At 34.7% G+C, this 25,832-nt stretch carries 30 protein-coding genes; 17 read left to right on the top strand and 13 right to left on the bottom strand.

Annotated features, from left to right (window positions below):
* Positions 1 to 189 precede the first annotated feature (189 nt).
* From CD29_RS11670 to CD29_RS11640, 7 genes are all read left to right on the top strand, one after another.
* Entirely contained in the window at positions 190 to 1,050 is an 861-nt protein-coding gene (locus tag CD29_RS11670) for a DUF72 domain-containing protein (RefSeq protein ID WP_036186937.1), read from the top strand.
* Positions 1,050 to 1,871 carry a sulfite exporter TauE/SafE family protein gene (locus CD29_RS11665; RefSeq protein WP_036186936.1) on the top strand — a complete coding sequence of 274 codons (822 nt, stop codon included), beginning with the start codon at positions 1,050 to 1,052 and terminating at the stop codon, positions 1,869 to 1,871. The genes CD29_RS11670 and CD29_RS11665 overlap by 1 nt, the downstream gene beginning before the upstream one ends.
* 58 nt (positions 1,872 to 1,929) lie before the next feature.
* Positions 1,930 to 3,291 (top strand): bifunctional metallophosphatase/5'-nucleotidase, encoded by a 1,362-nt coding sequence (locus tag CD29_RS11660; protein ID WP_036186935.1) that lies wholly within the window; start codon positions 1,930 to 1,932, stop codon positions 3,289 to 3,291.
* Between the two features lie 50 nt (positions 3,292 to 3,341).
* On the top strand, positions 3,342 to 4,445 hold the full coding sequence (locus CD29_RS11655; RefSeq protein ID WP_036186934.1) for an HD-GYP domain-containing protein: 1,104 nt from the start codon (positions 3,342 to 3,344) through the stop codon (positions 4,443 to 4,445).
* Between the two features lie 70 nt (positions 4,446 to 4,515).
* Positions 4,516 to 5,292 (top strand): sporulation protein YunB, encoded by a 777-nt coding sequence (yunB, locus tag CD29_RS11650; RefSeq protein WP_036186931.1) that lies wholly within the window; start codon positions 4,516 to 4,518, stop codon positions 5,290 to 5,292.
* A 194-nt stretch (positions 5,293 to 5,486) separates the two neighbouring features.
* Positions 5,487 to 6,413 carry a lipoyl synthase gene (gene lipA / locus CD29_RS11645; protein WP_235801822.1) on the top strand — a complete coding sequence of 309 codons (927 nt, stop codon included), beginning with the start codon at positions 5,487 to 5,489 and terminating at the stop codon, positions 6,411 to 6,413.
* 31 nt (positions 6,414 to 6,444) lie between these two features.
* Positions 6,445 to 6,804 (top strand): YutD family protein, encoded by a 360-nt coding sequence (locus CD29_RS11640; protein WP_036186927.1) that lies wholly within the window; start codon positions 6,445 to 6,447, stop codon positions 6,802 to 6,804.
* A 49-nt stretch (positions 6,805 to 6,853) separates the two neighbouring features.
* Here the strand turns inward: CD29_RS11640 and CD29_RS11635 are convergent, their stop codons facing one another.
* Complete coding sequence (locus CD29_RS11635) at positions 6,854 to 7,120, bottom strand: DUF3055 domain-containing protein (protein WP_036186925.1); 267 nt, start codon at positions 7,118 to 7,120, stop codon at positions 6,854 to 6,856.
* A gap of 89 nt (positions 7,121 to 7,209) precedes the next feature.
* Between CD29_RS11635 and CD29_RS11630 the strand changes: the two genes are divergently transcribed.
* Both CD29_RS11630 and CD29_RS11625 read left to right on the top strand, forming a co-directional pair.
* On the top strand, positions 7,210 to 7,662 hold the full coding sequence (locus CD29_RS11630; protein WP_036186923.1) for a DUF86 domain-containing protein: 453 nt from the start codon (positions 7,210 to 7,212) through the stop codon (positions 7,660 to 7,662).
* Positions 7,659 to 8,426 carry a TIGR01457 family HAD-type hydrolase gene (locus CD29_RS11625; protein ID WP_036186921.1) on the top strand — a complete coding sequence of 256 codons (768 nt, stop codon included), beginning with the start codon at positions 7,659 to 7,661 and terminating at the stop codon, positions 8,424 to 8,426. The genes CD29_RS11630 and CD29_RS11625 overlap by 4 nt, the downstream gene beginning before the upstream one ends.
* Positions 8,427 to 9,385: 959 nt before the next feature.
* Here CD29_RS11625 and CD29_RS11620 read toward each other — a convergent pair.
* Positions 9,386 to 9,622: a YuzB family protein gene (locus CD29_RS11620; protein ID WP_036186919.1), complete on the bottom strand. Its 237-nt coding sequence runs from the start codon at positions 9,620 to 9,622 to the stop codon at positions 9,386 to 9,388.
* A gap of 269 nt (positions 9,623 to 9,891) precedes the next feature.
* Between CD29_RS11620 and CD29_RS11615 the strand changes: the two genes are divergently transcribed.
* A complete protein-coding gene (locus CD29_RS11615; protein WP_036186917.1) occupies positions 9,892 to 10,965 on the top strand; it encodes an NAD(P)/FAD-dependent oxidoreductase in 1,074 nt (357 codons plus the stop codon).
* Between the two features lie 84 nt (positions 10,966 to 11,049).
* On the opposite strand, the gene CD29_RS11610 is transcribed toward CD29_RS11615, so the two are convergent.
* Positions 11,050 to 11,376: a YuzD family protein gene (locus CD29_RS11610; RefSeq protein ID WP_408056622.1), complete on the bottom strand. Its 327-nt coding sequence runs from the start codon at positions 11,374 to 11,376 to the stop codon at positions 11,050 to 11,052.
* A gap of 87 nt (positions 11,377 to 11,463) precedes the next feature.
* On the opposite strand from CD29_RS11610, the gene CD29_RS11605 reads away from it, so the two are divergent.
* Complete coding sequence (locus CD29_RS11605) at positions 11,464 to 11,700, top strand: NifU family protein (protein ID WP_036186915.1); 237 nt, start codon at positions 11,464 to 11,466, stop codon at positions 11,698 to 11,700.
* 48 nt (positions 11,701 to 11,748) lie between these two features.
* Here CD29_RS11605 and CD29_RS11600 read toward each other — a convergent pair whose 3' ends face one another.
* Positions 11,749 to 12,447, bottom strand: coding sequence for a DUF2225 domain-containing protein (locus tag CD29_RS11600; RefSeq protein WP_036186913.1), 699 nt, complete (start codon positions 12,445 to 12,447; stop codon positions 11,749 to 11,751).
* Positions 12,448 to 12,608: 161 nt separating this feature from the next.
* On the opposite strand from CD29_RS11600, the gene CD29_RS11595 reads away from it, so the two are divergent.
* The 3 genes from CD29_RS11595 to CD29_RS11585 all read left to right on the top strand — a co-directional run bounded on the left by CD29_RS11595 (position 12,609) and on the right by CD29_RS11585 (position 14,582).
* Entirely contained in the window at positions 12,609 to 12,986 is a 378-nt protein-coding gene (locus CD29_RS11595) for a HesB/IscA family protein (RefSeq protein ID WP_036186911.1), read from the top strand.
* A 218-nt stretch (positions 12,987 to 13,204) separates the two neighbouring features.
* Positions 13,205 to 13,708: an NUDIX domain-containing protein gene (locus CD29_RS11590; RefSeq protein WP_036186909.1), complete on the top strand. Its 504-nt coding sequence runs from the start codon at positions 13,205 to 13,207 to the stop codon at positions 13,706 to 13,708.
* Positions 13,709 to 14,252: 544 nt separating this feature from the next.
* Positions 14,253 to 14,582, top strand: coding sequence for a YuiB family protein (locus CD29_RS11585; RefSeq protein WP_036186907.1), 330 nt, complete (start codon positions 14,253 to 14,255; stop codon positions 14,580 to 14,582).
* 38 nt (positions 14,583 to 14,620) lie between these two features.
* Here CD29_RS11585 and CD29_RS11580 read toward each other — a convergent pair whose 3' ends face one another.
* Complete coding sequence (locus tag CD29_RS11580) at positions 14,621 to 15,097, bottom strand: divergent PAP2 family protein (RefSeq protein WP_036186905.1); 477 nt, start codon at positions 15,095 to 15,097, stop codon at positions 14,621 to 14,623.
* A 148-nt stretch (positions 15,098 to 15,245) separates the two neighbouring features.
* Between CD29_RS11580 and CD29_RS11575 the strand changes: the two genes are divergently transcribed.
* Complete coding sequence (locus CD29_RS11575; RefSeq protein ID WP_036186903.1) at positions 15,246 to 16,760, top strand: leucyl aminopeptidase; 1,515 nt, start codon at positions 15,246 to 15,248, stop codon at positions 16,758 to 16,760.
* Positions 16,761 to 16,854: 94 nt separating this feature from the next.
* On the top strand, positions 16,855 to 17,064 hold the full coding sequence (locus CD29_RS11570; RefSeq protein ID WP_036186900.1) for a hypothetical protein: 210 nt from the start codon (positions 16,855 to 16,857) through the stop codon (positions 17,062 to 17,064).
* A gap of 223 nt (positions 17,065 to 17,287) precedes the next feature.
* Here the strand turns inward: CD29_RS11570 and mnhG are convergent, their stop codons facing one another.
* The 7 genes from mnhG to CD29_RS11535 are packed head-to-tail and all read right to left on the bottom strand — an operon-like array spanning position 17,288 to position 23,046.
* Positions 17,288 to 17,653: a monovalent cation/H(+) antiporter subunit G gene (mnhG, locus tag CD29_RS11565; RefSeq protein WP_036186894.1), complete on the bottom strand. Its 366-nt coding sequence runs from the start codon at positions 17,651 to 17,653 to the stop codon at positions 17,288 to 17,290.
* Positions 17,637 to 17,918 carry a Na(+)/H(+) antiporter subunit F1 gene (locus tag CD29_RS11560; protein ID WP_036186892.1) on the bottom strand — a complete coding sequence of 94 codons (282 nt, stop codon included), beginning with the start codon at positions 17,916 to 17,918 and terminating at the stop codon, positions 17,637 to 17,639. The genes mnhG and CD29_RS11560 overlap by 17 nt, the downstream gene beginning before the upstream one ends.
* Entirely contained in the window at positions 17,915 to 18,394 is a 480-nt protein-coding gene (locus tag CD29_RS11555) for a Na+/H+ antiporter subunit E (RefSeq protein WP_036186890.1), read from the bottom strand. Before CD29_RS11555 ends, CD29_RS11560 begins: the two co-directional genes overlap by 4 nt.
* Before the next feature lies 1 nt (position 18,395).
* The gene (locus tag CD29_RS11550) at positions 18,396 to 19,886 is read right to left on the bottom strand and encodes a Na+/H+ antiporter subunit D (RefSeq protein WP_036186888.1); all 1,491 of its coding nucleotides are present in this window, start codon (positions 19,884 to 19,886) and stop codon (positions 18,396 to 18,398) included.
* Complete coding sequence (locus CD29_RS11545; protein ID WP_036186886.1) at positions 19,879 to 20,220, bottom strand: Na(+)/H(+) antiporter subunit C; 342 nt, start codon at positions 20,218 to 20,220, stop codon at positions 19,879 to 19,881. The genes CD29_RS11550 and CD29_RS11545 overlap by 8 nt, the downstream gene beginning before the upstream one ends.
* On the bottom strand, positions 20,220 to 20,642 hold the full coding sequence (locus CD29_RS11540) for a Na(+)/H(+) antiporter subunit B (protein WP_036186884.1): 423 nt from the start codon (positions 20,640 to 20,642) through the stop codon (positions 20,220 to 20,222). The genes CD29_RS11545 and CD29_RS11540 overlap by 1 nt, the downstream gene beginning before the upstream one ends.
* The gene (locus tag CD29_RS11535) at positions 20,629 to 23,046 is read right to left on the bottom strand and encodes a Na+/H+ antiporter subunit A (RefSeq protein WP_036186882.1); all 2,418 of its coding nucleotides are present in this window, start codon (positions 23,044 to 23,046) and stop codon (positions 20,629 to 20,631) included. Before CD29_RS11535 ends, CD29_RS11540 begins: the two co-directional genes overlap by 14 nt.
* A 163-nt stretch (positions 23,047 to 23,209) precedes the next feature.
* Between CD29_RS11535 and CD29_RS11530 the strand changes: the two genes are divergently transcribed.
* Positions 23,210 to 23,773 (top strand): DUF5366 family protein, encoded by a 564-nt coding sequence (locus CD29_RS11530; RefSeq protein WP_036186879.1) that lies wholly within the window; start codon positions 23,210 to 23,212, stop codon positions 23,771 to 23,773.
* A gap of 125 nt (positions 23,774 to 23,898) precedes the next feature.
* On the opposite strand, the gene CD29_RS11525 is transcribed toward CD29_RS11530, so the two are convergent.
* Positions 23,899 to 25,749, bottom strand: a complete 1,851-nt coding sequence (locus CD29_RS11525; protein WP_036186876.1) for a transglycosylase domain-containing protein — start codon at positions 25,747 to 25,749, stop codon at positions 23,899 to 23,901.
* Positions 25,750 to 25,832 lie beyond the last annotated feature (83 nt).

The following is a 25,832-nucleotide window of genomic DNA, read 5'->3' as shown; positions in this document are numbered from 1 at the left end:
TTTTTGTACATAATAGCATCTAAAAGGTGAAAAACTATCATTTATCTGTGATATTATAAAGTAAAACTTCCATCAGTGGTTGGTCTTTCCATCTCACTGATTCATAGAGTCACAACAAAATGCTGGATCATACTGTTGGAGTCTATGGATGGTTACTCCGGAAAAAAATATTGATAAAGGAGGGGTTTCTTGATATATGTAGGTTTAACAGGTTGGGGAGATCATCCTTCTTTATATAGTGAAACATCTACAGTAAAGGATAAGCTATTTAACTATAGTGCACATTTTCCAATTGTTGAAGTTGACACGTCCTTTTATGCCATCCCAAAAGAACAATATGTGAAGAAATGGTGCGCAGAAACACCATCAAATTTTCAATTCGTATTAAAGGCATATCAAGGAATTACAGGTCATCTAAGGGATGAACTTCCGTTTGACACACGTAATGACATGTTTGAAGCCTTTAGAGCTTGTGCAAGAGCTTTCCAAGAAGAAGGGAAATTAGCGATGGTACTTGTTCAATTTCCACCTTGGTATGATTGCCAAGGAAAAAATGTAACATACATTCGCTATGTGAAGGAACAACTAGGCGAGTTTCCAATAGCAATCGAATTTCGAAATCAAACATGGTATTCAGAAAAAAATCGGGATGAAATGCTTCAATTTTTGAGAGATAATCGTCTTATCCATTCGGTTTGTGATGAACCTCAGGCGGGAAGTGGATCTGTACCTCTAGTAAGTGTGTCTACGACGGAAGAAAAGGTATTATTTCGCATACATGGTCGCAATATTCATGGTTGGAGAAATGCAGGCAATCAGCAGAACTGGCGAGAAGTCAGATTTTTATATGATTACAATGAAGAAGAACTTAGCCAAATCGTACAGGCGATTCATGAGCTAGGGCAACAGACTAAAGATATTTACGTACTATTCAATAATAATTCTGGTCACCATGCCGCGAACAATGCGAAGCAGCTTATGAGAATGTTAGATATAGAATATAGTGGTTTGTCACCAAAACAATTAGATCTTTTTGAAGGGGATATGTAATGGAATTTATATTATTAGCAATTATCGCACTCTGTTCAGGAATTATTGGGGCACTTGTTGGATTAGGCGGGGGAGTCATATTAGTTCCTGCAACACTTTTTATAGGACTTTCACTTGGGTTTATTCCTGATTTAACACCTCAAAGCGTAGTAGGACTCTCTGTTATTATGATGATTTTTACGGGATTGTCATCAACCCTATCTTATATGAAGTCAAAAACAGTAGATTACAAGAGTGGGTTCATCTTTTTTATAGGTAGTATACCTGGAACGATGTTAGGTGCATGGGTCAACCAATTTTTAGATTTACCTTCCTTTAATTTATATTTTGGTATTTTATTAATTGTATTATCTACATTATTACTAGTTAAGGATAAACTAAAACCAGTAAATTGGTTTGTAGAACATGGTACTAAGAAGCAATTTATTGATCATTCTGGGAAAGAATATATTTACGGCTATCCAATTTGGTTCGCGCTTTTATTAACTTTTGTTGTAGGTTTTTCTTCTGGATTATTTGGAATTGGTGGCGGGTCTATGATCGTACCAGCTATGCTTTTACTATTCCATTTCCCACCACACGTAGCAGTTGCAACATCTATGTTTATGGTTTTCCTTTCATCAATTGTTAACTCGGGATCACACATAGCATTAGGGAATGTGCCTTGGATTTATACAATACCTATTATTATTGGAGCATATGTGGGTGCAAAGATTGGAGCCTCATTAAATAAAAAGATGAAATCCGAAACACTTATATTTGCTTTAAGAATTATTTTATTATTGCTTGGTATTCGTTCTATTTTAGATGGATTATTTTAACACTGGCGGATACAAAGAATGACATTTTGTAATTGATTATTGAAAGATGGTGGCGAGCATGATTGAAACAATACATTTTTTTCATACAAACGATATACATAGCCACTTCGAGTATTGGCCAAGAATGCAATATTATATTAAAGAACAACGAATTGCCTTTGCAAAATTAGGACAGCCTAGTTTCCTTTTAGATATTGGAGACCATATGGATCGTTCAAATATATTTACTGAAGCAACCCTTGGTAAAGGGAATGTGGAAATGTTAAATGAAGCACAATACGACGTTGTAACAATTGGTAATAATGAAGGAATCACCTTAGAACATGATGATTTATACCATCTATATGATGAAGCAAATTTTGATGTCATTGTTGTAAATTTACATTCAAAGACTGGGAAAGATCCTAATTGGCTTAAACCCTATACTATATTAACAACAAAATATGGAACTAAAATTGGTGTAATAGGTGCAACTGCGATGTTCCCGGCCTTCTATGATGAACTAAATTGGAACATTGAAGATCCAAAAGAAGCAATTAAAACCAACGTCAAACAACTAAAAGAACATGTCGATATTGTTTTATGTTTATCTCATTTAGGAATTACAGATGATGAACTGTTAGCAAAAGAATGCCCTGATATTGATGTAATATTAGGATCTCACACTCATCATTTGTTCTTAGAAGGGAAACTGATTGACAATGTGTTACTAACAGGATGTGGGAAATTTGGGGCATATACAGGGCATTTACAAATACAATTCGATCAGCAAAAAAGAATAGTCATTAAAAAAGAAGAAATAGTCATAGAAAACGCCCTTTTACCTGAGATTGAACAGGAAGGGAATTTTGTAGAATCACTTGCTACTACAGGCAAGGAATTATTAAATCAACCAGTATTTCGTACATCGAAAACATACAACAAAGAATGGTTCCATCATTCAAACCTCTCAAGGTTATTTGCAAAATGTATGCAGGAATTTACAGGCGCAGACTGTGTTATGTTTAATGCAGGAATTTTTTTAGGCGGACTAAAAAAAGGCATTGTAACAAAATACGATATCCATAAAATATTACCACACCCGATTAATGCCTGTGTTATAGAATTAAGCGGAAATGAAATGAAAGAAGTGCTATTACTTTCTAATAACGATGAGTGGCCTCTATTAGAACTAAAAGGATTAGGATTTAGAGGAGCGATTTTCGGTAAGCTACTTACATATCATTTCTCGCTTAATGAAGATGGCGAATTATTAATAGGTGGGCAAATTGCAGATATGGACAAAACATATCGACTTGCTACCTTAGACATGTTTACATTCGGATATTTTTTCCCTAGTTTTAAAGATGCAAAAAAGAAATATTATTTACCGTTATTTTTAAGAGATATTTTATCAACTTATGGTGAAAAACATCTTTAGCTAAAAGGTTTAAATCCGCTAATTTATGCTAATGATTGGAGCTTTACTAAATGAGACTAATTTCACTCGATGTACTACAACCAGGAATGATAATCGCAAATACGATTTGGAACGAATCAGGTCGGCCATTAATTCAGAAAGATGTAGTTGTATCACAGCAAATTATTAATCGATTAAAACAATTAAATATTAAATATGTGTACATTGAGGACAAAATCTCAAAAGGCATTGAAGTTCGTGAATCGATCCCAGTTCAAAAAAGATTGGGTGCAGTAAAAAAAATTACAGAATCTTTTAAAAAGCTAAAAGGGGTTGAGGGAAAGAAAGCGAGCTATATTCTGGACCAACAATCATCAGAAATAGGAAAACTCGTTGATGAATTGTTAGATTCTATTTTAAATAGTAAAGAAATGTTAACAATCATAACAGATTCCTTTTTATATGACGAGTACTTATATCAGCATTCTTTCCAAGTGACACTATACTCCCTAGCAATTGCAAAAGAACTTGGGTACCCCCATAAAGAGTTGAAATTAATCGGAATTGGTGCAATGTTACATGATGTTGGGAAATTGCAAATACCAACTAGTATTTTATTTAAACCAGGGCGATTAACCGATGAAGAATTTGAGACGATGAAGCAGCATACAACGTTTGGTTTTGATATATTAAGAAACTTACATTCCATTTCTTTATTAGTTGCGCATTGTGCATTTCAGCATCATGAAAGACTTGATGGAAGCGGTTATCCTCGAGGACTTGTTGAAAAAGATATTCATCCATATGCAAAAATACTTGCAATAGCAGATGTATTTGATGCAGTAACATCTGATCGTGTTTATAGAAATAAAATGCTTCCTTCTGAAGGGGTTCAACTTATTGAATCTGGCAGCGGGAAAATATTCGATAAAAAGTGCGTGGAAGCCTTCAAACGATGTATTGTGCATTATCCAAATGGAACGATTGTTTTGCTAACAGATGGCAGAAGAGGTGTAGTAGCAAAACAAAATCTAAACAATTCATCGCTTCCATTAGTTCGTATTTTTGAAGAAAATAATACGCTAGTAAAATCTACATATATGATTAATCTAGAAGAACACCCTCAAGTTTTGATTGAAAAGATTGAACCCGATTACCTTGCAGCTGTCGAATAGAACTCTCCTCCTGTTCATATTTTATAGAATAGGAGGAGATTTTTTGTTTTCTCGAAGGCCGCCGAACAATATGTTTTCCCGTGGAACGAAAAGAAAATATCATGCGAGGAAATCAGGAAAATCGAACAAAATAGCAATTTTCCTTTTAAGTTTCATTGCATGTATCATATTATTTTTATTTTATGTAAATGATCGGTTATTACCTGTCTATTTAGATTACGCAGAAATTCAAACCTATAAAATTGCCTCGCATGTTGTTAGTCGTGCAATTAGTGCAAAAACGGTTATGAACGTACATGAAGTGATTGAAAATGTACCAACCAATTCAAATGAAATGGTAACAACGAAGTTCAATACAGAGATTATCAATAAAGAAAGAGCTGAAATAGTAAGTTTAGTAAAGTTGCATTTGCAAGAAGCAGAGCAAGGGGATTTAAGTCATCTACCTGAATTAGAAAATGTTCAGTATGATGTTGGGAGTATGGAAGCCGGTGATGGGATTGTCTTTTTTGTTCCATTAGGCCAAGCGCTTAACCTTCCTATTTTAGGGAACTTAGGACCAAAAATACCCATTCGTTTCCATATAATCGGAAATGTAAGTAGTAATATTATTTCTGATATTACTGAGTTTGGCATTAATAATGCAAAAGTAGAAGTAGGGATACAAATAAATGTAAATGTTCAAATTATTGTACCATTCGCTAGTAAGACAGCCACTGTTGAACAATATATTCCTGTTGCAATCGGCCTTGTGCAAAGTCCAGTTCCACATATTTGGTCAGGTGGGGGAGACGGTGCACAACCATCTATAGAGGTACCAGTGCCATTACCAGGAGATCCAAATTAATTCCCTAAAAATTATGACATTATTGTACAATGGAAGTGAGATAATTGTTACAATAGTTTTAATATGTTAAATTGACAACATATGCTTTAACTTCATTTAGTAGAATTTGTAGAAATTTTTAACTGCGACAAAAAGCTTTCGCAATTGCGGAGTTTTTGAGGCTTACTACGAAGGGTATTTGCGACAGTCGCAATATGAAAAGGAGAATAACAATGACAGTTGGCAATAAAGACGAAATTTTACGTAAACCAGATTGGTTGAAAATAAAGTTAAATACAAATGATGAATATAAAGGCTTAAAAAAGTTAATGCGTGAAAATAATCTTAATACGGTTTGTGAGGAAGCTCGTTGCCCGAATATCCATGAATGTTGGGGTGAACGTAGAACTGCAACAATGATGATTCTGGGCGCAGTTTGTACACGTGCTTGTCGCTTCTGTGCGGTAAAAACAGGCTTACCAAACGAATTGGACACAGCAGAACCAGAACGCGTTGCGGATTCAGTAGAGATCATGAATTTAAAGCACGTTGTTATTACAATGGTAGCACGTGACGATTTAAAAGATGGTGGCGCTGGCATCTTAGCTGAAACAATCCGTGCCATTCGTCGTAAGTCACCTCAAACTTCTGTAGAGGTTTTACCATCTGATTTAGGTGGGATTGAAGAAAATTTACAGATGGTAATGGATGCGAAGCCAGATATTTTAAATCATAATATCGAAACAGTTCGCCGTCTTACGCCAAGAGTTCGTGCTCGTGCGAAGTATGATCGTTCGTTAGAATTTTTACGTCGTGCAAAAGAAATGCAACCTGAAGTTCCTACTAAATCATCATTAATGATTGGCCTTGGAGAAACTTGGGATGAAATTTTAGAAGTAATGGACGATTTACGTGCAAATGATGTGGATATTATGACTATCGGTCAATATTTACAACCAACTAAAAAGCATCTTCCTGTCAAAAAATATTATTCACCGATAGAATTCGGTAAATTGCGCAAAATTGCGATGGAAAAAGGTTTCAAACATTGTCAGGCGGGCCCTTTAGTACGTAGTAGTTATCATGCAGACGAACAAGTAAATGAAGCAACGAAAAACAGACAACTTCAATTTGAAGGATAAAATGTAGTGCTGCTGAAAAAGGGGGAATTCGATGATTATCGCAGATGGATTTGCTTATGAAATAATAGAAAATGTCCGTGATGGTTTTCAAGAAGATGTATTTTTAGCACGCTACTCTGATGTATTAGCTAAATATGATTATATTGTTGGAGATTGGGGTTATGGCCAATTACGAATGAAAGGGTTCTTCGATGACCGTAATCAAAAATCTACATTTGATACTAAAATCAGCTCGTTTGAAGACTACTTATATGAGTACTGTAATTTTGGCTGTGCCTATTTTATCTTGAAAAAGGTTGGTAGAGCACCTCGTCAAGTAGAGGTACCATCTAAAGTTGAAAGCAATGAGAATACTAAATCTCAAGATATTGAAAAGCAAGCCCAAGTTTAAATAGTAAAAGTAAAAGGACCTAACTCTATTGGAGAAAGGTCCTTTTCTTTTAGGCTAGTAATTCTGTTAAATATTCACGTAAATCTTCTGCTTCTTCTTCGGTTTTATTGTAAACATATTCTAAATAACCTGGTTCATCTAAATCATCTGGACCGATAATCGCAAATCGACTTGATTGCATATCCAAAACGAGAACTTTTCCGAAGAATCGTCTTGATTGAACAATAGCTAAATCATAACGAATTAATTTTCCAGTAAAACTAACAAATCTTGTTTTTGTATCTTCTGTGTCATCATATAAGAAAAAACGTTCCATTCTGTTTTATTCCTCCCAATTCATAAGAATATGGTACTATAAAAAAGAAACGACTATCAACTTAATTGATTGAATGGGGGCAACATGACATGTATTTTGTCGATCGTAATAAAATTATCACAACATTAAATCATTTGGATGAACTATTAAACTTATTTGAAGGTTCCAATGATTGGTTAAATAATGAAGTTTCAAAGCTTGCGCTACAAAGAATTGGACATAATACAATTGAATCTTTAATGGATGTGGGGAATTTAATTATTGATGGATTTATCATGAGAGATCCTGGAAGTTATGATGATATTATAGATATTTTACTTGATGAAAAAGTAATCCCAACAGAAATGGAACAACCTTTAAAAGAAGTGGTTGCTCTTCGTAAAATGTTAGTTAGAGAGTTTGTCGAAGTAGATAATGAATTAATATTACAAGCGTTAAATGAAAATGTAGCAAGTTTAGCGAAGTTCTCTGACTATGTAAAAAATTATCTTGAGAATGAACTAGGACCAGTTTCAGCGTTTTTACCGGAGAATCATGAATGAAAACTTATAAAGCCTATTGTTTTGATTTAGATGGAACTGTGTATAGAGGGAAAGAAGGAATTCAATCTGCAGTTCGTTTTGTTCATCGTCTGCAAGAAAAAGGGCTTGAATATTACTTTATTACAAACAATTCTTCGAAAACTCCATCACAATTACAACAAGCTTTGGGTGATATTGGGATTGAAACAGATCGCTCTAGAATCTTTTCAAGTGCCATAACTACTGCAAAATACGTGGCGCAAAATTACAAAGAAGCAAAAGTTTATATGATTGGTTCTGAGGGATTAGAAACCGCTTTTAAAGAAGAAGGAATCACTATTTCCAATGAATCTGAAGTAGATGTTGTAGTCATGGGGATCGACCGAGCAGTGGATTATATGAAGCTGGCTAAGGCAAGCATGGCTGTACAAAATGGAGCAAAATTAATCGGGACAAATGAAGATATAAAATTCCCAACTGAACTTGGCTTCTTACCAGGAAACGGCTCGTTTGTGCGGTTAGTTGCTGGTGTTGCCGGTGTAGAGCCAATGTTTATCGGAAAGCCTTCACCAGTCATGTTAGAAGTAATCCAAGAAGAATATGGCTATGATAAAGAAGATATGGTCATGATTGGAGACAATTATGATACAGATATTTTGTGCGGGGTTCGTTTTGGATGTGACACTATTCATGTAAATACAGGTGTGACAAGCACTGAAGTTGCCTTGGAGAAAGATGCAATACCGACGTATTGTGTTGCGGATTTGGATGAGGTAGAGCTGTAAAGAAGATGGACGATCTATGAGACAATTGGAAGGGAAATTTTGGCGGTATTGTCTAGTAGAAGGGTTCTATGAGACATTTGGAGTGAATTCGCAGGCTGTACTGTCTAGTAGAGGGGTTCTATGAGACATTTGGAGTGAATTCGCAGGCTGAACTGTCTAGTAGAAGGGTTCTATGAGACATTTGGAGTGAATTCGCAGGCTGAACTGTCTAGTAGAAGCGTTCTATGAGACATTTGGAAGGAATTCGCAGGCTGTACTGTCTAGTAGAAGGGTTCTATGAGACGTTTGGAAGGAATTCGCAGGCTGTTCTGTCTAGTAGAAGGGTTCTATGAGACATTTGGAGTGAGAATCAAGGCGGTACTGTCTAGTAGAAGGGTTCTATGAGACGTTTGGAAGGAATTCGCAGGCTGTTCTGTCTAGTAGAAGGGTACTATGAGACATTTGGAAGGAATTCGCAGGCTGTTCTGTCTAGTAGAAGGGTTCTATGAGACGTTTGGAAGGAATTCGCAGGCTGTTCTGTCTAGTAGAAGGGTACTATGAGACATTTGGAAGGAATTCGCAGGCTGTTCTGTCTAGTAGAAGGGTTCTATGAGACGTTTGGAAGGAATTCGCAGGCTGTTCTGTCTAGTAGAAGGGTTCTATGAGACATTTGGAAGGAATTCGCAGGCGGTATTGTCTAGTAGAAGTGTTCTATGAGACAGTTGGCGTGAAAATCGTGGTGGTACTGTCTAGTAGAAGCGCCTCTATGAGACATTTACTTGGGATTTCTAAATTTATTGTCTAGTAACCCCTCATTACTAGACACCTTTTCGGGATATCCAAAAGTTTTGTCCAGTAAATCGCATTTACTAGACAATTCCTTAGGATTTCGAAAGATAGTGTCCCTTAACCCGCATCCCTCATATAATAAATTAAAAGACGATTCGAAAAAAGTAACTAATTTTCGAATCGTCCTTTATTTAGAAAAGAGGATTTTCCTCTATATATTGATAAATCTTTTTCGTTAACTCTTCAGGTGTATCTGCTTCCACAATATCACCGTTAACGAGTGCATATAAAGTGCTATCACAAACAGAACAGTAACTTAAACAACCATATTCAAGCACGTCGACATTTGGATCGTTTTCTAATATATCATAGGTTTCTTGTGCACCGTTTGCTAGATTACTAATACAAAATTCTACTAGTGGATTCAATGGAGTTCACCTCATCAAAATGCTACTCTGTTTTTTAAATTTCGTCAATCTATCAGTTTTATCCTTTATTAACATCACCTTATACATTCGAAGATTGCCAAAACAAATTGTAGGTCTATCTAACTAATAAAAACCTCAAGTTCATGAAGGAGAACACTGATAAACCTCTTTTGTGAAATTTTTCACAAAAGATATTGTGAAAAGCATCACAATGAGATATACTCAAATTTGTATTATTTGTGAACTTCACAAAGATAAGGGAGAGTTATATGAAGAACTTAGTTTTATTGGGTGGAGGTTATGGCAATATGCGAATGTTACTTCGATTATTACCAAATAACTTCCCAGAAGATACTATGATTACATTAGTAGATCGTACACCATTTCATAGTTTGAAAACAGAATTTTATGCGTTAGCTGCAGGAACATCAACAGACAGAGAGGTTCGTGTAGATTTTCCAGAGCATCCTAGACTTCAAAGAGTATTTGGTGAAATTACGAAAATTGATACGAAAGAAAAAGTTGTTTATTTAAATGAAGATAGAGAAATATATTATGATGACCTAGTAATCGGTTTAGGGTGTGAAGATAATTATCATGGCGTTCCTGGAGCCGCGGAATACACGTACAGTATTCAAACAATTGCTAAGTCACGTAATACCTTCGAAAAACTTTGTGGCTTACCAGCAGGGTCTACAGTAGGAATTATTGGTGCTGGGTTAAGCGGAATTGAGTTAGCAAGTGAACTTCGCGAAAGTAGAGCAGATTTAAAAATAAAATTATTTGACCGTTCAAATCGAATTCTACGAGATTTCCCTGAGAAGTTAAGTAACTATATTAAATCATGGTTTGATAAAAATAATGTGGAAGTAATTGCAGAATCCAATATTACTAAGGTTGAAGAAGGCGCTTTACATAATCATGATCAAGTAATACCTGTAGATGCTGCAGTGTGGACAGCTGGAGTCCAACCAGTAAAAGTGGTTAGAGAGATGGAAGACATTGAAAAGGATTCAAAAGGACGACCAATCGTAAATCAATATTTTCAATTAATGAATGATGAGAATGTTTATGTCATTGGAGATTGTGCTTCATCAAATCTACCACCGAGTGCGCAACTAGCCGAAGAACAAGCTGAATATGCGGTTAAAGCGTTAAAAGCAAAGTATAAAAATGAACCTCTACCAGAAAAAATGCCTGAAATTAAACTAAAAGGCTCATTAGGTTCTTTAGGTAAAAAACAAGGATTTGCACTAGTAATGGATATGGCAGTAACTGGCCGTATTGCTCGATTAATGAAGTCCGGTTATCTTTGGTTTTATAAACGACAAGTTGATCTATAATGTGAAACTTTTCACACAATTGATGTTCTTTAGAGCAGACGATATAAAGAATAATAAAAAAGAAGAAGCAATCTGCTTCTTCTCTTATTCTACTGGTACAAATCCTAGATTTTCTAATGCATTGAATACAGGTTTAAGTTGAATGTAGCCCTCACCAATTACGTCGCTATTAATAAGGACAAGTGGATAGAAAAATTCATCATTTTGAATACGTTCTGCCCACTCTTGGTCACGCTCATCGGTTAGTGGTTGTTCGATATCAATATATCGAATCACAAACGGATGGTTTGGGTATTTGCGAGTAATGGCTGCCTGTAACCACTCATATGTATCTTTTGAAGATGGTGCATTGACACAACTTGCACAAAGAATATCTGCTCCAAACACTTCAATTAAAGGTTTATTTTCCATAATCAATCTAACAACCTTTCTAACTTAACTATTGGATTTTTTCACTTCTTCACATTATAATGATTTTAATGAAAGGAGTCGAGGGAAATGACAGAATTAGAACAAAAACAACAAGTGCAAGAAGTTTTAGATAAATTACGCCCATTCTTATTACGCGATGGGGGAGACTGTGAATTAGTAGATGTAGAAGATGGAATTGTACGTTTACGCCTTCTAGGAGCATGCGGTAGCTGCCCTAGTTCTACAATCACATTAAAAGCTGGTATTGAACGTGCTCTTTTAGAAGAAGTACCTGGCATTATTGAAGTAGAGCAAGTATTCTAACATTACGAAGTGCTGTCTAATTGAAATCAATTAGGCAGCTTTTTTCATTTAAACTTCTTCTCTCAATCTCTCACGTTCTTCTCTGACTAGTTGCCATTGGTCCTTCGCCATATCGATTAATTTTGCCTCTCCACCAATACTTTGTTTTTCAATAACTTTGGAGAAAAACCGTGTTGCATTTTCTAAATCATTAATGCGTCTAGAAAGCTCTGCAATCATGTACATAATTCGAACACTGGACATTTGGGTTCCTTCGTAATCTTCAACAGAGAAAGATTCAATGTAATAATCGCGGGCCATTTTCATAAAGCGCATTTCTTGATCTTCGTTTTCTAATGAACGGTACATCCAAGCAAGCCTCAGTGCTATTCCTGCTAGTGAAACAAATTTTTCTTTTTTAAACGTTCCGGATAACAATGCTAGTTTAAATGCTTGGATTGCTTGAGAAATCGTTCGTTCACCATTAAAATTGTGTTGGATCCATTTCTTTGTAATTTGTTCCTGAATGACCTCACGAACTCCAGGAGCGAAATATTTCGTAAAGTCTTCTGTAAAGGAAAACCCACAATGCTCACAGACAAATACATTGTAAAATAATGCATTGACTTTAGAATCACTGTAAATTGGCCGGAAATCGGATTCTGTATGGTCAATTTTAATAAATTTTGTACGCACTTTGTTTGAAGGGAATTTTTTATTACAGTTAATACAAACAATTTGCTTTTCATAGAACGGTGTAATTTCCATGATGCTTTACACTCCTCTTGTTAAATCTGTAAGACTATTATAACAGCTATCGTTAATTGTTTGCGGAACAAAATACCTATATTTTTCAAAAAGCAGTATTGTTGAATTAATAAGTATATAATTGTTATCATATATGTAGCAAGAGAAGGAAGGTGACTGGGATGACAAGTGAAAAGAAGGTAATTGATTTAACAGAAGCGGCATCATTCCGTATTAAGGAAATGCAAGAGCATAATGAAGAGCAAGGGTCATATTTACGTGTCCTTGTACATGGTGGAGGATGTAGTGGGCTATCTTATGGTATGAATTTTGATTTTAACTATGATGAAGCTCAGGATTTCATAGATGAACAACACGGCATTAAAATTCTTGTTTCCCGTGAAGATGCACCAATCGTAATGGGTACAAAAATTGACTATAAGCAATCATTAATGGGCGGCGGTTTCACAATCGACAACCCGAATGCGATTGCATCATGTGGCTGTGGAACTTCATTTAGAACTGCGAAGGTTACAGGAAATCCGGAAGTTTGTGAATAAATCTGAATGAGACATTAGCGTGTACTCAATCCTAAATGATTATAAATAAACAACCCGAAGGAAAAAAAGGTTGTAAATACTAGGTCTCTTTGATTTGTGATGTTTTTAAACATGATGAATTAAGGAGGCTTTTTTTTGTATAAACGAAATGCAGTTTTTGAACAAATACCGTAAACTGTATAATAAATATAGGAAGTTTTGAGTGAAGGGGGATTATGATGAGGACTGAACGAGGGAAAGTTTGGCTTGGAGTAGCAGGGATTGTAATTAATTCTGAAGGGAAATGGCTCGTCGTTAAAAAGACATATAGTGGCTTAAAAGGAATATGGTCATTACCTGCAGGTTTTGTGCAATTTGGTGAAACTGCTGACGAAGCTGTGGTACGTGAAGTAAAAGAGGAAACTGGAATTGATTGTGAAGTGACAGGGTTAATTGGTTTGCGGACGGGAGTTATTAGACAAGATATCAGTGATAATATGGCAATTTTTTATTGCCAACCGATCGATTGCAACCAAACTATCAAAATCCAAGAAAAAGAAATTTCAGAGGTGAAATGGTTAACTGTTGAAGAACTAGTCAATGGAGGGGAAGCCTCTGTCATGTTACAAGAAATGGCTAGCCACGATCTGTTCAAACACCAACTAAATAAGAGAGAAGATATTAATCCCGGAGATGTATTCGAATATTCAACCTATAAACTATTTTTCAATAAAGGAATATAGTATGTCGAATTTTTTAGTATTTTGTAGTAATAATCAAATTTTACTTGGTGCATACAAACAACCATAGATTCATAATTTATTAAAATTGACCGAGCCTACTTTTAATTTATTGAGCTTATTTATTGTGTTGAAAATGTTTGAAACGGGTCAGGTAGATTTGTAAATGGTAAGGCAATCAAAGCGGTGTAATCTATTAAGCTGGCGTTCACATATTGTGGGCCGCTAGCTTTTTTCATGTTGTTTAATGAAATGTTCGATATTGATAATTACCACAATTAACCTACGACTTAACTGGAATTATGCGAAGCTTGCACATAATTTTAATTATGTCGTATCCGGATTTCGTCGGGTAAATAATTTCTAATTTGAAATGGGACAAGTAATTATAGATTAGATCATTTTGCTCCTGCGCTGCGGTAGCTGCTCGTCGCAAAAGAATGGTCACAAAAGGACTTTTGTGACCATTCTTTCACTACTTTTCTATTTGAAAGCGTAACCTATATAGGTTACACTAGTTATGAGAAAATCGGAGGTATACATAAATATGAGCGGTTCAGTTTCTATAGTACAGTTAATCATATCGGTTGTACTATTTTTTGTTATGTTCTTTGGTATTGGATTCCTATTAAACATGCTACTTCGCATGACGTGGCTCATGGCAATTCTTTACCCAATCGTTGTAATTTTTATCATTGATGAAGTAAGTTTCTTAGATTACATATTTAAGGCAGGAACGGCTTTTCCTGCGTTATGGGATAAAATACTTTCATTACAAATCGTTGATATTGCGATTTTAACTGGAGGATTTGCAGGAGCGATTGTTGCTGGTATTGTTATCTTGTTTTTACGAAAAAGTGGATACCGAATGTTCTAATAAAAAAAGTGCTATCGATAGATTCGATGGCACTTTTTTTACCCTATAAAATTGTAATAAATGATTGCGATTAATATACCTGTAACAGCACCAGATAATACTTCGCTAGGTTTGTGTCCTAACAAGGTTTTCAATTCTTCATGTTTTTCGTCTTCGGATTTATCTGGCCATCTAGAGATCTCTCTAAAAAAAACAGCTAAGTCGTCTCGAATTTGGTTTAGTGCTGCAGCATGCTGTCCTGCTTGGTAACGTACACCACTAGCATCATACATAACAATACCTGCAAACATTGCTGCTACTGCAAAGGTAGGGGAGCCTAAGCCGGTTTCAAACCCAACTGCAGTTGCTAAACTAGTTACAGCTGCTGAATGGGAGCTTGGCATACCTCCTGTAGAATTTAATAACGACCAATTCACCTGTTTCGTTAAAACGAAATGAATAGGAACTTTGATGAATTGTGCAAACAGAATAGAAAATAGTGCTAAAAGTAAAGGTGTATTCTGTAATAATGCCAAAGCGAAAAATCCCTACCTTTCTTAATTATATAGAGTAAAGTATAGCATAATTATCTCAGAAGAAAAAACGGATTCTAAATTAAATTTACTTATCAATATTGTAAATTTAAATTTTGTTATAAAATAGGTACAAGGGGAGGATGTCAAAATGAAAAATATTATAAAAGACACGAAAACATTCGAAAACGCTACATCTGAATTATTAATTGTAGGTGTAAGGAAAAATTCCAATCAAGTGAAGGGATGGGAACAATTTATTTCCTACTTTGGAACTGCTATTGATGAATGGATCAAATCAGGTGATATTGAAACAAACTCAAAAAAACTAACTAAAATTCCTTTGAATACTCAAAACGCAAATTTAAAAAGAATTTTATTTGTGGGATTGGGTGACCAAAAAACGTTAACTCGCCAAAACCTGAGAGAAACATTTGGATTGGTAGGGAAAGAATTAAAAAAATTAAAAGCAACAAACGTTTCAATTTGGTTAGAATCATTTACAGCAGCACCAATAGATGAAAAGGAAATTGCATTTTTATCAGCTCAAGGAATTGGAATGGGATATTATACAGTTCCTCATTATAAAACAACGTCAAATGAACCAGATACGTATATTGAAACTGTAGAGTTTGTGACAGAATCAGATATCAATGATGTCGTTTCAAACTTTAATACTGGTAAAGTTTATGCGGACTCAGTAAATGAAGCAAGAAGCTTAGTTAATCGTCCACCAAACCTATTAACAGCACCAGATTTAGCAGATTATGCTGTGCAATTGGCAAATGATTACGGCTTTGAAGTAGAAATTTTAAACAAAGCTGAACTTGAAGAACTTGGAATGGGTGCAATTTTAGCTGTTAACCAAGGATCATCTATTGAACCAAGACTGATTACGTTAAAATATAAAGCGACGAAAAATTGGGAAGAAGTGATTGGATTAGTTGGTAAAGGTGTAACTTATGATACTGGTGGTTACTCTATCAAACCAAAAACTGGAATGGTTGGCATGAAAGGTGATATGGGAGGAGCTGCAGCAGTTCTAGGTGCAATGAGAATTGTTGGCGAACTAAAACCAAATCAAAATGTTGTCGCTGTAATTGGTGCTACAGATAATATGATTTCAAGTGATGCCATGAAACCAGATGATATCATTACGACTTATAGTGGAAAAACTGTTGAAAATTTAAATTCAGATGCTGAAGGACGTCTTGTACTTGCAGATGCAGTAACTTATGCAAAACAACAAGGTGCTAATTACTTAATTGATGTAGCAACTCTTACTGGCGGAGTAATTACAGCTTTAGGTTATGATAAAACAGGTGCTCTATCTAACAATGAAGCATTCTTTGATGCATTTATGGAAGCAAGCATCGAAACAGGTGAATTTGTTTGGGGTATGCCATTAACAGAAAATGATAAAAAACGTATCCGGAAGTCAGATGTTGCTGACTTAATCAATTCACCAGGTAGCGATGGTCATATGATATTTGGTGGTGGATTTGTTGGTGAGTTTGTTGAAAATACACCGTGGATTCATTTAGATATCGCCGGAACTTCTGATGCGAAATCTGCTCATGACTTAGGTCCAAAAGGTGGGACTGGTGTCATGGTTAGAACAATGGCAACATTTATAGAACGTTTCAAAGACATACACCAAGGCTGAAATAGTTTTTAAATAGTAGCTAATTTCGTAATAGGCAACAGCATAACTACACCTCCTTTTCTTACATATGTTACTAAAGAAAAGGAGGAATAGTATGTCATATTATAATAGAGGCGGCTATGGGGGCGGCGGTTATGGTTTTGGTTATCCATTTTTAGGTGGGTTTTTAGGCGGTTTTCTAGGTAATGTTCTTACCCAAGATAATTATCGTTATCCAAACTACTACAGACCACCATATTATCCATATAATCCGTACCCTCCATATTATCACTATCCGAGAAGACATCATCGTAGATATTATTAAAGCTAAGAGCGCGACTTGTTCGCGCTTTTTGTGTGTTAACAACTATGAAAATAAATACTTTAAAGGATGATTTCGAGCATCAGTTTGCTCGGTTTTTTATTATGTTAAAAATAACTACAAAGTGTGATTTAGCCAAATAAAAGGAGCACCTATAAGATGCTCCAAAGAAAAACTAATCAAGTTTTAACTGTAACAGAAGCTCGGGATTACTGTGCTTCTTTATTTATAATTTTTCTTTTTTAATTTTCCCTTTAAATTCTTCTTTTAAATCGTCACGAACTGTACCCGACCAAGGTTTTACTCCTGCAATATATGAAGAACGGCTCATAATATGAGCTCCAACCGGACCGGTGATGAATAGGAACACAATCCCTAAAAGAATACCTGGGTTAAAATGATCTTCCTTTAACCAGAAGTGAAAAAATACACCTAATAGAATACACATAACACCTAGAGTTGAACTTTTGGAAGCTGCATGTGATCTTGAATACAAATCAGGTAATCGAATAAGACCAATTACTGTTACAACGATAAACAAAAGACCAACTGAGATAAAAAATATAACTAGAATATTAGCGAGAATCGTCACGAGTAATAATATCCCCTTTCTCTATAAATTTAGAGAAGGCTACTGTCCCAATAAACGATAAAATAGCTAGTAGTAAGATAATTTCTAAGAAGAAATTAGTACCTACTAAAATAGAAAATAAGCCAACAATACATATGAGTGTTATACCTAGCGCATCTAAAGCGATAACTCGATCAGAAGGTGCTGGGCCTTTTACTACACGATAAGTAAGAGCAACCATTGATATTGCAATAATTACTATGGCAGTCCAAATAAAATATGTCATGAGCGGGACACCTCCAAAATTGCCTTTTCAAAGGAGTTTTTAATCGAATCAATTGTTTCATTAATATCGTTACTATCGATTACATGGATAAATAGAGATTTGTTATCATCTGATACATGCACAACAACTGTACCAGGGGTTAATGTTATTAAACTTGATAACAGTGTTATTTCCCATTCTTCTTTTAACTCAGTATCATACTTAAAGAAGGCAGGCTGCATTTCTAATTTAGGTCTTAAAACAAGCACCAGTACAGAAATATTGGCTAAAATCAGTTCTTTTATAAAAAGAAAGATTAATAATATTACTGCCCAAACTCGTCCTATATATAGTCGATATTTAAAAAATCTTCTTAGTGCAATTATTGAGAGTAATCCCAATAAGTAACCTATAACGAAACCAGATGGTGAATAGTTAGATGTTAAAAACATTAAAAGGAAAGCTAAAAATATATTCAATAATATTTGAAAGGACATATTAGTTTCCTCCTTTCAACACTGCATCAGTATAGATGGACGGATCGGATAATACTTTTGCTGCATCATCCATAAACGGAACAATGAATTCAGTACCAACACCATATAAAATTGAAATAAACACTAAGAGCACAGTAGGGAAGAACATAATGTTAAAGGTTGTTTTATTGATATTGTTTGAAACCTGTCCTTGTTCACCCCAAAATGCATAGATAAAGATTCGAATTACTGACAATAAAACAACTATACTAGAGGCTAATATAAAAATACTCGACCAAGTATTTCCTGCTTGGAAGCCTCCCTGAATAATCAAAAGCTTACCAATAAAACCACTTAAAGGTGGTACTCCAGCTAACCCTAGAGCAGCGATTAAATAAAACCAACCAAGTGACGGATAATTTTTCATTAAACCGCCCATTTTCTTTAGGTTTGTCGTTCCTGTTACATAAATCACAATGCCTATCAACATAAACAATGCAGCTTTAATAATCATATCATGGATTAAATAGAAAACTGCACCTTCTAGACCAACTTCATTCATTTGGGCTACACCAAATAATATTACTCCTACAGCAATGACGATGTTATAAATGATAATCTGTTTAACATCAAAATGCGCTAGTGCACCTATACTACCAGCGATGATAGTAAGAATAGCGAGTACAAGTAGTAATTCATGAGTAAAGGCTAGATCATGGGTAAAGAATAGCGTATATGTACGCATAATTGCATAAACCCCAACTTTTGTTAATAAAGCACCGAACAAAGCAAGTACTGGTATTGGGGGTGCTGCATAAGCATTTGGTAGCCAGAAATAAAGTGGGAATATTGCTGCTTTCATACCAAATACCAATAAGAAAAGGACAGCAATAACTGTAACTATTCCAGGTTGGTTAATTTCAGTAATTTTCACTGATATATCTGCCATATTTAAAGTACCAACTACAGAATATAAATAAGCAACTGTAATAACGAATAATGCAGAAGATATTACATTCACTAATATATATTTAATAGATTCTCTAAGTTGAGCCTTTTCGCCACCAAGAACAATAAGTAAGTAAGAAGCCATTAAGAGAACCTCAAAAAATACAAACAAGTTAAAAATATCACCTGTTGTAAATGCTCCATTAACTCCAGTAAGAATAAACATTACACCAGGATAATAGAAGAAACGTTCACGTTCTTTGCCGATAGAACCGAAGCCATACCAAACGATAAAGAAAGTGATTAAAAGAGTTGTTAAAACTAACAACGCTGATACCATATCAGAAACCATGGTAATACCAAACGGAACTGGCCAACTACCAAGTGTCAATGATTGAGGACCATTTTCTTTTACATTAAACAATAGAGCAAATGCGCAAATAATGGAGATTATTAAACCTAATATTGTTGTAATCCGTTGATATTTCAAATTCTTTTGACCGAACATTAAAATCATTGCAAAGAAAAATGGAATGATGATAGGTAACAAAAGAAAGTTATTCATGATCTTCACTTCCTTTCATTTGAGTCATATCATCCGTTTTCAACTCTTGGTACGAGCGATATGCCAACACTAGAAAGAATGCAGTTACACCAAAACTAATAACAATAGCTGTTAAGATTAACGCTTGTGGAAGTGGGTCAACATATTCTGTAACACCATCCGCTAACACAGGAGGGTTATTTCCTCCAAATCCACCCATAGTAATAATGAGTAGGTGAGCACCATGACTTAATAGTCCAGTTCCAATAATAATTCTTAATAAACTTCTTGAGAGAATTAAGTAAATCGCGGACATAAATAAAAATCCACAAACGAATGCCATAATAATTTCCATTATTCATCATCCCCTATCGTTTGAATAATGGTCATCGTAACACCAACAACAACCAGATAGACACCTAAATCGAACAAAGCTGCAGTATGGAGCGATGTTTTTCCGAACAAAGGTAAATAGAAATAATCAAAAAAGTGTGTAAAGAACGGCTGATCAACAAACATTGAAATTGCAGCTGTTCCTAAAGCTAAGATCAAACCAATTGCAACTAAGTAAACATAGTTTATTGGAAGAAGGCGTTGAACAGTGTTTAAATCAAAGGCAATAATTAATAATACAATTGCACTTGCTGTTACAAGGCCTCCAACAAATCCGCCACCTGGTGTATAATGTCCAGCAAAGAAAATATGGATAGCGAAGAAGAAAATAATGAAAAAGACGATTTTTGCAGTGAACTGCAATATGACGTTATTTACTTTCATAATTTTTCTCCTTTCTGCTTAAACGTAATTTAATCATTGCGAATATTGATATACCTGCAATAGCTAGTACAGCTATTTCAAACAAAGTATCAAATCCACGGTAATCAACTAAAATAACGTTTACGATATTTCCTCCACCTGCTTCAGAATAGACTGTTTCTTTGTAGTAAGATGAAATAGATTCTATAAACTTCTGCGAGTGACTTGATAATGCAACAAGAGTCACCATTATCCCAACAGCAATTGATACAAAGGCTCTACCAAATTTGAAACGAGTACGTTCTTCCACTTTTGAAAATTTTGGTAAGTGGTAAAATGCCATCAAGAATAATGCTACCGATATCGTTTCTATTACAAGTTGTGTTAGTGCTAAATCAGGTGCGTTAAATATGACAAAGAATAGTGAAACTGTATAGCCAACTGCACCTAATGCAATAATTGAAGTAATACGCGATCTAGCAAAGACTGTAGTAATTGTTCCAATAACCAACACTAAAATAAGAATTATTTCATATAAATGAATTGGTGAGGAACCTTCAAATTTAAATGCAAATGCATTTTTTACAATTAGTGTTCCGATGACGATTACAGGAATCGCTGTAAACATATAAGCTAAGTATTTACGAATAGAACCTGTCATATATAATTTTGAAAAACGTGTCATCCAAGAACCTAATAATTCATTAATTGTGAAGTCATATAAACGATTAAGAGTAAAACGTTCTGGTAGTGCACTATATAGTTTTTGCCACTTCGATAATGTTAAGAATAATAATAAACCTACGACAACAATACCAATAGTCATATACAATTCAGTTGTAGGGCCATGCCAAGCCGAAACATGAATATTCACATCATAAGGACTAGAATATAAGAATGGTTGAATAGCAACTACAGCTGGTTTAACAAACGTATCCGTTACAATATTAGGAATAAAGAATATTGTAACAACAAGGCCAGCTAAGAGCACAGGTGAGATTAACATACCAATTGGCGCTTCATGTGGCTTAGTAGGTAATTGATCAACATTAAGTTTTCCTGTAAATGTCTTAAATACAAAGTAAAAGCTATAAATAAATGTGAACACACTTGCAACCCAAGCGATAATTGGGAATAGAGGTCCCCATGTCGAGAAATTAAATAAATCAAATTCAGTAACCGAAAGCATAGCAGTTAAGAACATCTCTTTGCTTAAGAAGCCATTAAACGGTGGTAAACCTGCCATTGAAAAGCTTCCTATTAAAGCAACTGTAAAACTTACAGGCATCAGGCTCATTAGTCCACCTAGTTTACGGATATCACGAGTGCCTGTTTCATGATCGACAATACCTGCAATCATGAACAAACTTCCTTTAAACGTAGCGTGGTTAATTAGATGGAAAATCGCTGCAAATGCTGCATATTTAAATACAGTATCTTCTGCTCCGTCAATATGATAAGCGATTGCACTAACACCAAGTAATGACATAATTAAACCTAATTGACTCACCGTTGAAAACGCAAGAATTCCTTTTAAGTCTGTTTGTTTCAATGCGAAGAATGAACCCCAGAATAGTGTTAACAAACCAATTCCTGCTACTAACCATACCCAAACTTCAGATAAGGCGAATATTGGTGTAAATCGTGCAACTAAATAAATACCCGCCTTAACCATCGTTGCAGAATGTAAATATGCGCTGACAGGTGTTGGCGCTTCCATTGCATCTGGTAACCAAATATAAAATGGAAATTGAGCAGACTTTGTAAACGCACCTAATAAAATCAAGACAAGTGCAACAATAAATAAATCATTAGTTGCTAGCTGTGGTGCTTGTTCAATTAAAGCACGAATAGAAAATGTTCCTCCCATTAAAGAAAGTAGAACAAATCCTCCGAGCATAAGCATTCCACCAGCGACTGTAATCATCATTGACTTAAGGGCTCCAAAACGTGATTTATCACGATTAAACCAATATCCAATTAATAAGAAAGATGAAATAGACGTTAGTTCCCAGAAGAAATATAAGGTAATCATATTATCAGATTGCACTACGCCTAACATCGCTGACATAAAGATTAATAAGTAAATATAGAAATTATGAAGTTGTTCTTTTTTACGATTTAAATAAAAGATTGAGTAAAGAACAACTAATGCTCCAATTCCTGATATTAATAATGAAAATAATAAACTTAACCCATCAATATAGGATACAAAGGAAATACCAAGTGATGGAATCCAACTTAATTGCTCAATTACTGTTTCGCCCTTTGAAACTGCAGGTATAAATGTTGAATAATAGACAACTAGAAACAGTGGAACTATTAAAACAAACCAGCCAGTATGTACATTTCTAATCTTCTTAAAGAGAAAAGGCATAAAAAAGGCAGCAATTATGGGAATGAAAAGACATAATATTTGTAACAAAATAAATAATCCTCCTTTCTCAATTAAAACAAAATTTCGGAATAGTTTAAATTATACTGTAAATAGTGTAATTATGCACTGATATGTTCAAAACTAACTTGATAGTATTCATTTTAAATATGATAAAATGTTGATATAGAATTGAAATGATAAGGACGTATTTATGAAAAATCCATATTTGTATGGTTACTTACCACTATTCACTATTATTTTATTTAGTTTATCTTTTGGAATTTTTATAGTTAATCAAATTCTACCTTTATTATCTTCTATAGGTGTTTACGCAGGAATGCGAGAGTTTTTATCTGACATAGAATTACGTGTATTTTTGTTAATCGTTTTATCACTTTGTTTTTTTATGCTGTTTTCAGCATTAAAATTAATCGGACAAACAATACATGAAGTAGGGATGTTATTTTTCTCTAAAGATAAAATAGGAGAAACTATGAGTGCTGCGCGGGGTGGGTATGTAATCTTTTTTTTCGGTTCCCTGCTTTCAGTAGTAGGAATTGCATCTGTTAATGTATTAATAGGAGTATTTGCAATTACTGTATTTGTTTATTTTGTCTATACCACCTACAAAATGAGCAGATTTATGAGTATGACTGGTATGATTGGGATTATTTTCTTTGAGATACTTTTTTGGTCTATTTTTACAACTTTTATATTGTATATATTATTAAAACTTTATAATGGAATTTTAGCGAGTTTGCCATTTGCAAATTAAAAAGAGCGCCTTATCTTAGTTGATAAGAGCTCTTTTCATTGTTTATGAATGTAAGATTTTCGAATATGTGTTTAAGACATTTACTATGAATAGTTACACACTTTCAATACGCATTAATTTTGTTTTCAATACATAATAGCATTAAATATTTTGTAATGAATTTGATCATCTTCTAGATAGTACATCGATTTTGGTTGATCGAAACCAAGCCATACAGCGGAAGTGTATTCTTGTGTTAAACCAGCAAGCCAAAAATCTCGATAATCGTTACTTGTGCCAGTTTTTGCACCTATGTAAGACGAATTTGAATATAATCCAACGCCAGTCCCACTAGTTACAACATCGCTTAGTAAAGAACGAATATATTGAACGGTGTGAGGTGACCAAATTGTTTCTTTTTCAGTTGGCCAACTATACAAAACATTACCTTCTAAATCAGTCACTTTCCGTATACTATGTGCCCTCACGTAATTTCCATCGATAAAGCTACTAAATGCATCTGCCATTTCCAGTGCTGAGACTCCGTATGTTAACCCACCTAATGCAGCTGCATAAGAATAATCTTGCTCTACTAGAGAGTTGAAATGAAAACGATCTAAATACTGAAAACTTGTTTCAATACCAATGGTGTTCATCAACCGCACTGCAGAGGTATTATAACTATGTTTAAATGCTGTAGAAATACTTACATTGCCATAAATCGCTCCACTATAATTTTGAGGACAGAAATTACCAATACAAATTGGCCCTCCACTTACTATAGAGTTTGGTGTATATTTAGTCGTTTCAAAAAGGGGGGCATACACGATTAATGGCTTAAAGGAAGATCCTGGTTGCCTCGTTGCCTGATAAGCTCTATTGAATTCAAATTTTTGATAATTTTTTCCCGCATATAAACTGACGATTTCCCGAGTCCTATTATCTATCACTACTGCGCTCGCTTGTAAGTCCTTTACCGAAAGGATGGAATCAATTTTCTGTTGATCCGCATGTTGTTTTACTGGATCAAGTGCTGTGTGGATTTCAATTCCTGCATTTAGAACTTCCTCATACTTAGATTCTATTTCATTTATGATACGAATACGCTCATCTTCGGATTGTGTTTGATCTAATTTGACATCAAGTCCCTCATTGGAGGCGATAAGCCACTTTAACTCTTCTAGAACATATGTACTGTAGGCAGGATGTTGCTGTATTTTAGATTTTAAGTGTAGGGTTATATTTTCTTGTTTGTATTTAGCGGCTTCTTCTGTTGTGATCACATTATTCTCTGCTAATGTATCAATCAATCGTTCCTGTCTAGCCTTTGTATTATCAAAATGTTTCAATGGATCATAAATGGATGGATTGTTTGGTATTGCTGCTATAAATGCCATTTGAGCAACTGACAACTGTTCTAAAGGTTTTTGAAAATAGTAAGTTGCAGCAGAGCCAATTCCATACACGCGATTCCCAAAATACATTTCGTTTAAATACATTTCATAAATAGTTTGTTTGTCGTGAAGTTGTTCTAATTTATAGGCATAAAACAGTTCCATTAACTTTCTTTCGTACGTTTTCTCCGTCGATAAGTAACGCAATCGTACAAGTTGCTGTGTAATAGTGCTACCACCTTGTTCAATTGATTCACTTGAGGTGTTTACAACAAACGCTCTTGCAATTGCGCTTAAGTCAAATCCAATATGTCGATAAAATTCTGTATCTTCACTTAAAATATAAAGTTGTTTAATAATTTCTGGAACATCTTCAAATTGAATGGGTTCTCTCCACTCAACATATTCTTCGTTAAAGATATTTCCGTTCCGATCGAACATCTTTGCAGGTAGCGTACCTTTCATTTCTGGTAGTTCAATTTCTTTAGTTAACTGACTTTCATTTTCTTCTAAAGTCGTTAATTCTTTAATTAAACCATTTCCTAAAAATAAAAGGATTGGGATGCTGCAAACGATGAAAATAAAACCTATCATTTGTTTCATAGATGTTCCCCCAAGAGACTTTCTCTACTCGAAAGAATACCATATTCTTTATAGTTTTTGGTTTGTAATTTAGTGGAATAAAG

Origin of the sequence: Ureibacillus manganicus DSM 26584 (genome assembly GCF_000772945.1) — a bacterium.
GTDB classification, from domain to species: Bacteria; Bacillota; Bacilli; order Bacillales_A; family Planococcaceae; genus Ureibacillus; species Ureibacillus manganicus.
Note: the sequence above shows the minus strand (reverse complement) of the source record. Positions and strands in the feature narration are given on the sequence as shown.

Excerpts from the sequence above, each read along its gene's own strand:
- CD29_RS11625 (WP_036186921.1), top strand. The coding sequence starts at position 7,659 with ATGAAAACTTATAAAGCCTATTGTTTTGATTTAGATGGAACTGTGTAT.
- CD29_RS11615 (WP_036186917.1), top strand. The coding sequence starts at position 9,892 with ATGAAGAACTTAGTTTTATTGGGTGGAGGTTATGGCAATATGCGAATG.
- CD29_RS11655 (WP_036186934.1), top strand. The coding sequence starts at position 3,342 with ATGAGACTAATTTCACTCGATGTACTACAACCAGGAATGATAATCGCA.
- CD29_RS11610 (WP_408056622.1), bottom strand. The coding sequence starts at position 11,376 with ATGGAAAATAAACCTTTAATTGAAGTGTTTGGAGCAGATATTCTTTGT.
- CD29_RS11590 (WP_036186909.1), top strand. The coding sequence starts at position 13,205 with ATGAGGACTGAACGAGGGAAAGTTTGGCTTGGAGTAGCAGGGATTGTA.
- CD29_RS11665 (WP_036186936.1), top strand. The coding sequence starts at position 1,050 with ATGGAATTTATATTATTAGCAATTATCGCACTCTGTTCAGGAATTATT.
- CD29_RS11605 (WP_036186915.1), top strand. The coding sequence starts at position 11,464 with ATGACAGAATTAGAACAAAAACAACAAGTGCAAGAAGTTTTAGATAAA.
- CD29_RS11525 (WP_036186876.1), bottom strand. The coding sequence starts at position 25,749 with ATGAAACAAATGATAGGTTTTATTTTCATCGTTTGCAGCATCCCAATC.
- CD29_RS11555 (WP_036186890.1), bottom strand. The coding sequence starts at position 18,394 with ATGTCCTTTCAAATATTATTGAATATATTTTTAGCTTTCCTTTTAATG.
- CD29_RS11600 (WP_036186913.1), bottom strand. The coding sequence starts at position 12,447 with ATGGAAATTACACCGTTCTATGAAAAGCAAATTGTTTGTATTAACTGT.
- CD29_RS11595 (WP_036186911.1), top strand. The coding sequence starts at position 12,609 with ATGACAAGTGAAAAGAAGGTAATTGATTTAACAGAAGCGGCATCATTC.
- CD29_RS11560 (WP_036186892.1), bottom strand. The coding sequence starts at position 17,918 with ATGACATATTTTATTTGGACTGCCATAGTAATTATTGCAATATCAATG.
- CD29_RS11540 (WP_036186884.1), bottom strand. The coding sequence starts at position 20,642 with ATGAAAGTAAATAACGTCATATTGCAGTTCACTGCAAAAATCGTCTTT.
- CD29_RS11660 (WP_036186935.1), top strand. The coding sequence starts at position 1,930 with ATGATTGAAACAATACATTTTTTTCATACAAACGATATACATAGCCAC.
- CD29_RS11585 (WP_036186907.1), top strand. The coding sequence starts at position 14,253 with ATGAGCGGTTCAGTTTCTATAGTACAGTTAATCATATCGGTTGTACTA.
- CD29_RS11640 (WP_036186927.1), top strand. The coding sequence starts at position 6,445 with ATGATTATCGCAGATGGATTTGCTTATGAAATAATAGAAAATGTCCGT.
- CD29_RS11575 (WP_036186903.1), top strand. The coding sequence starts at position 15,246 with ATGAAAAATATTATAAAAGACACGAAAACATTCGAAAACGCTACATCT.
- CD29_RS11570 (WP_036186900.1), top strand. The coding sequence starts at position 16,855 with ATGTCATATTATAATAGAGGCGGCTATGGGGGCGGCGGTTATGGTTTT.
- CD29_RS11530 (WP_036186879.1), top strand. The coding sequence starts at position 23,210 with ATGAAAAATCCATATTTGTATGGTTACTTACCACTATTCACTATTATT.
- CD29_RS11635 (WP_036186925.1), bottom strand. The coding sequence starts at position 7,120 with ATGGAACGTTTTTTCTTATATGATGACACAGAAGATACAAAAACAAGA.
- CD29_RS11545 (WP_036186886.1), bottom strand. The coding sequence starts at position 20,220 with ATGGAAATTATTATGGCATTCGTTTGTGGATTTTTATTTATGTCCGCG.
- CD29_RS11630 (WP_036186923.1), top strand. The coding sequence starts at position 7,210 with ATGTATTTTGTCGATCGTAATAAAATTATCACAACATTAAATCATTTG.
- lipA (WP_235801822.1), top strand. The coding sequence starts at position 5,487 with ATGAAAAGGAGAATAACAATGACAGTTGGCAATAAAGACGAAATTTTA.
- CD29_RS11550 (WP_036186888.1), bottom strand. The coding sequence starts at position 19,886 with ATGAATAACTTTCTTTTGTTACCTATCATCATTCCATTTTTCTTTGCA.
- yunB (WP_036186931.1), top strand. The coding sequence starts at position 4,516 with ATGTTTTCCCGTGGAACGAAAAGAAAATATCATGCGAGGAAATCAGGA.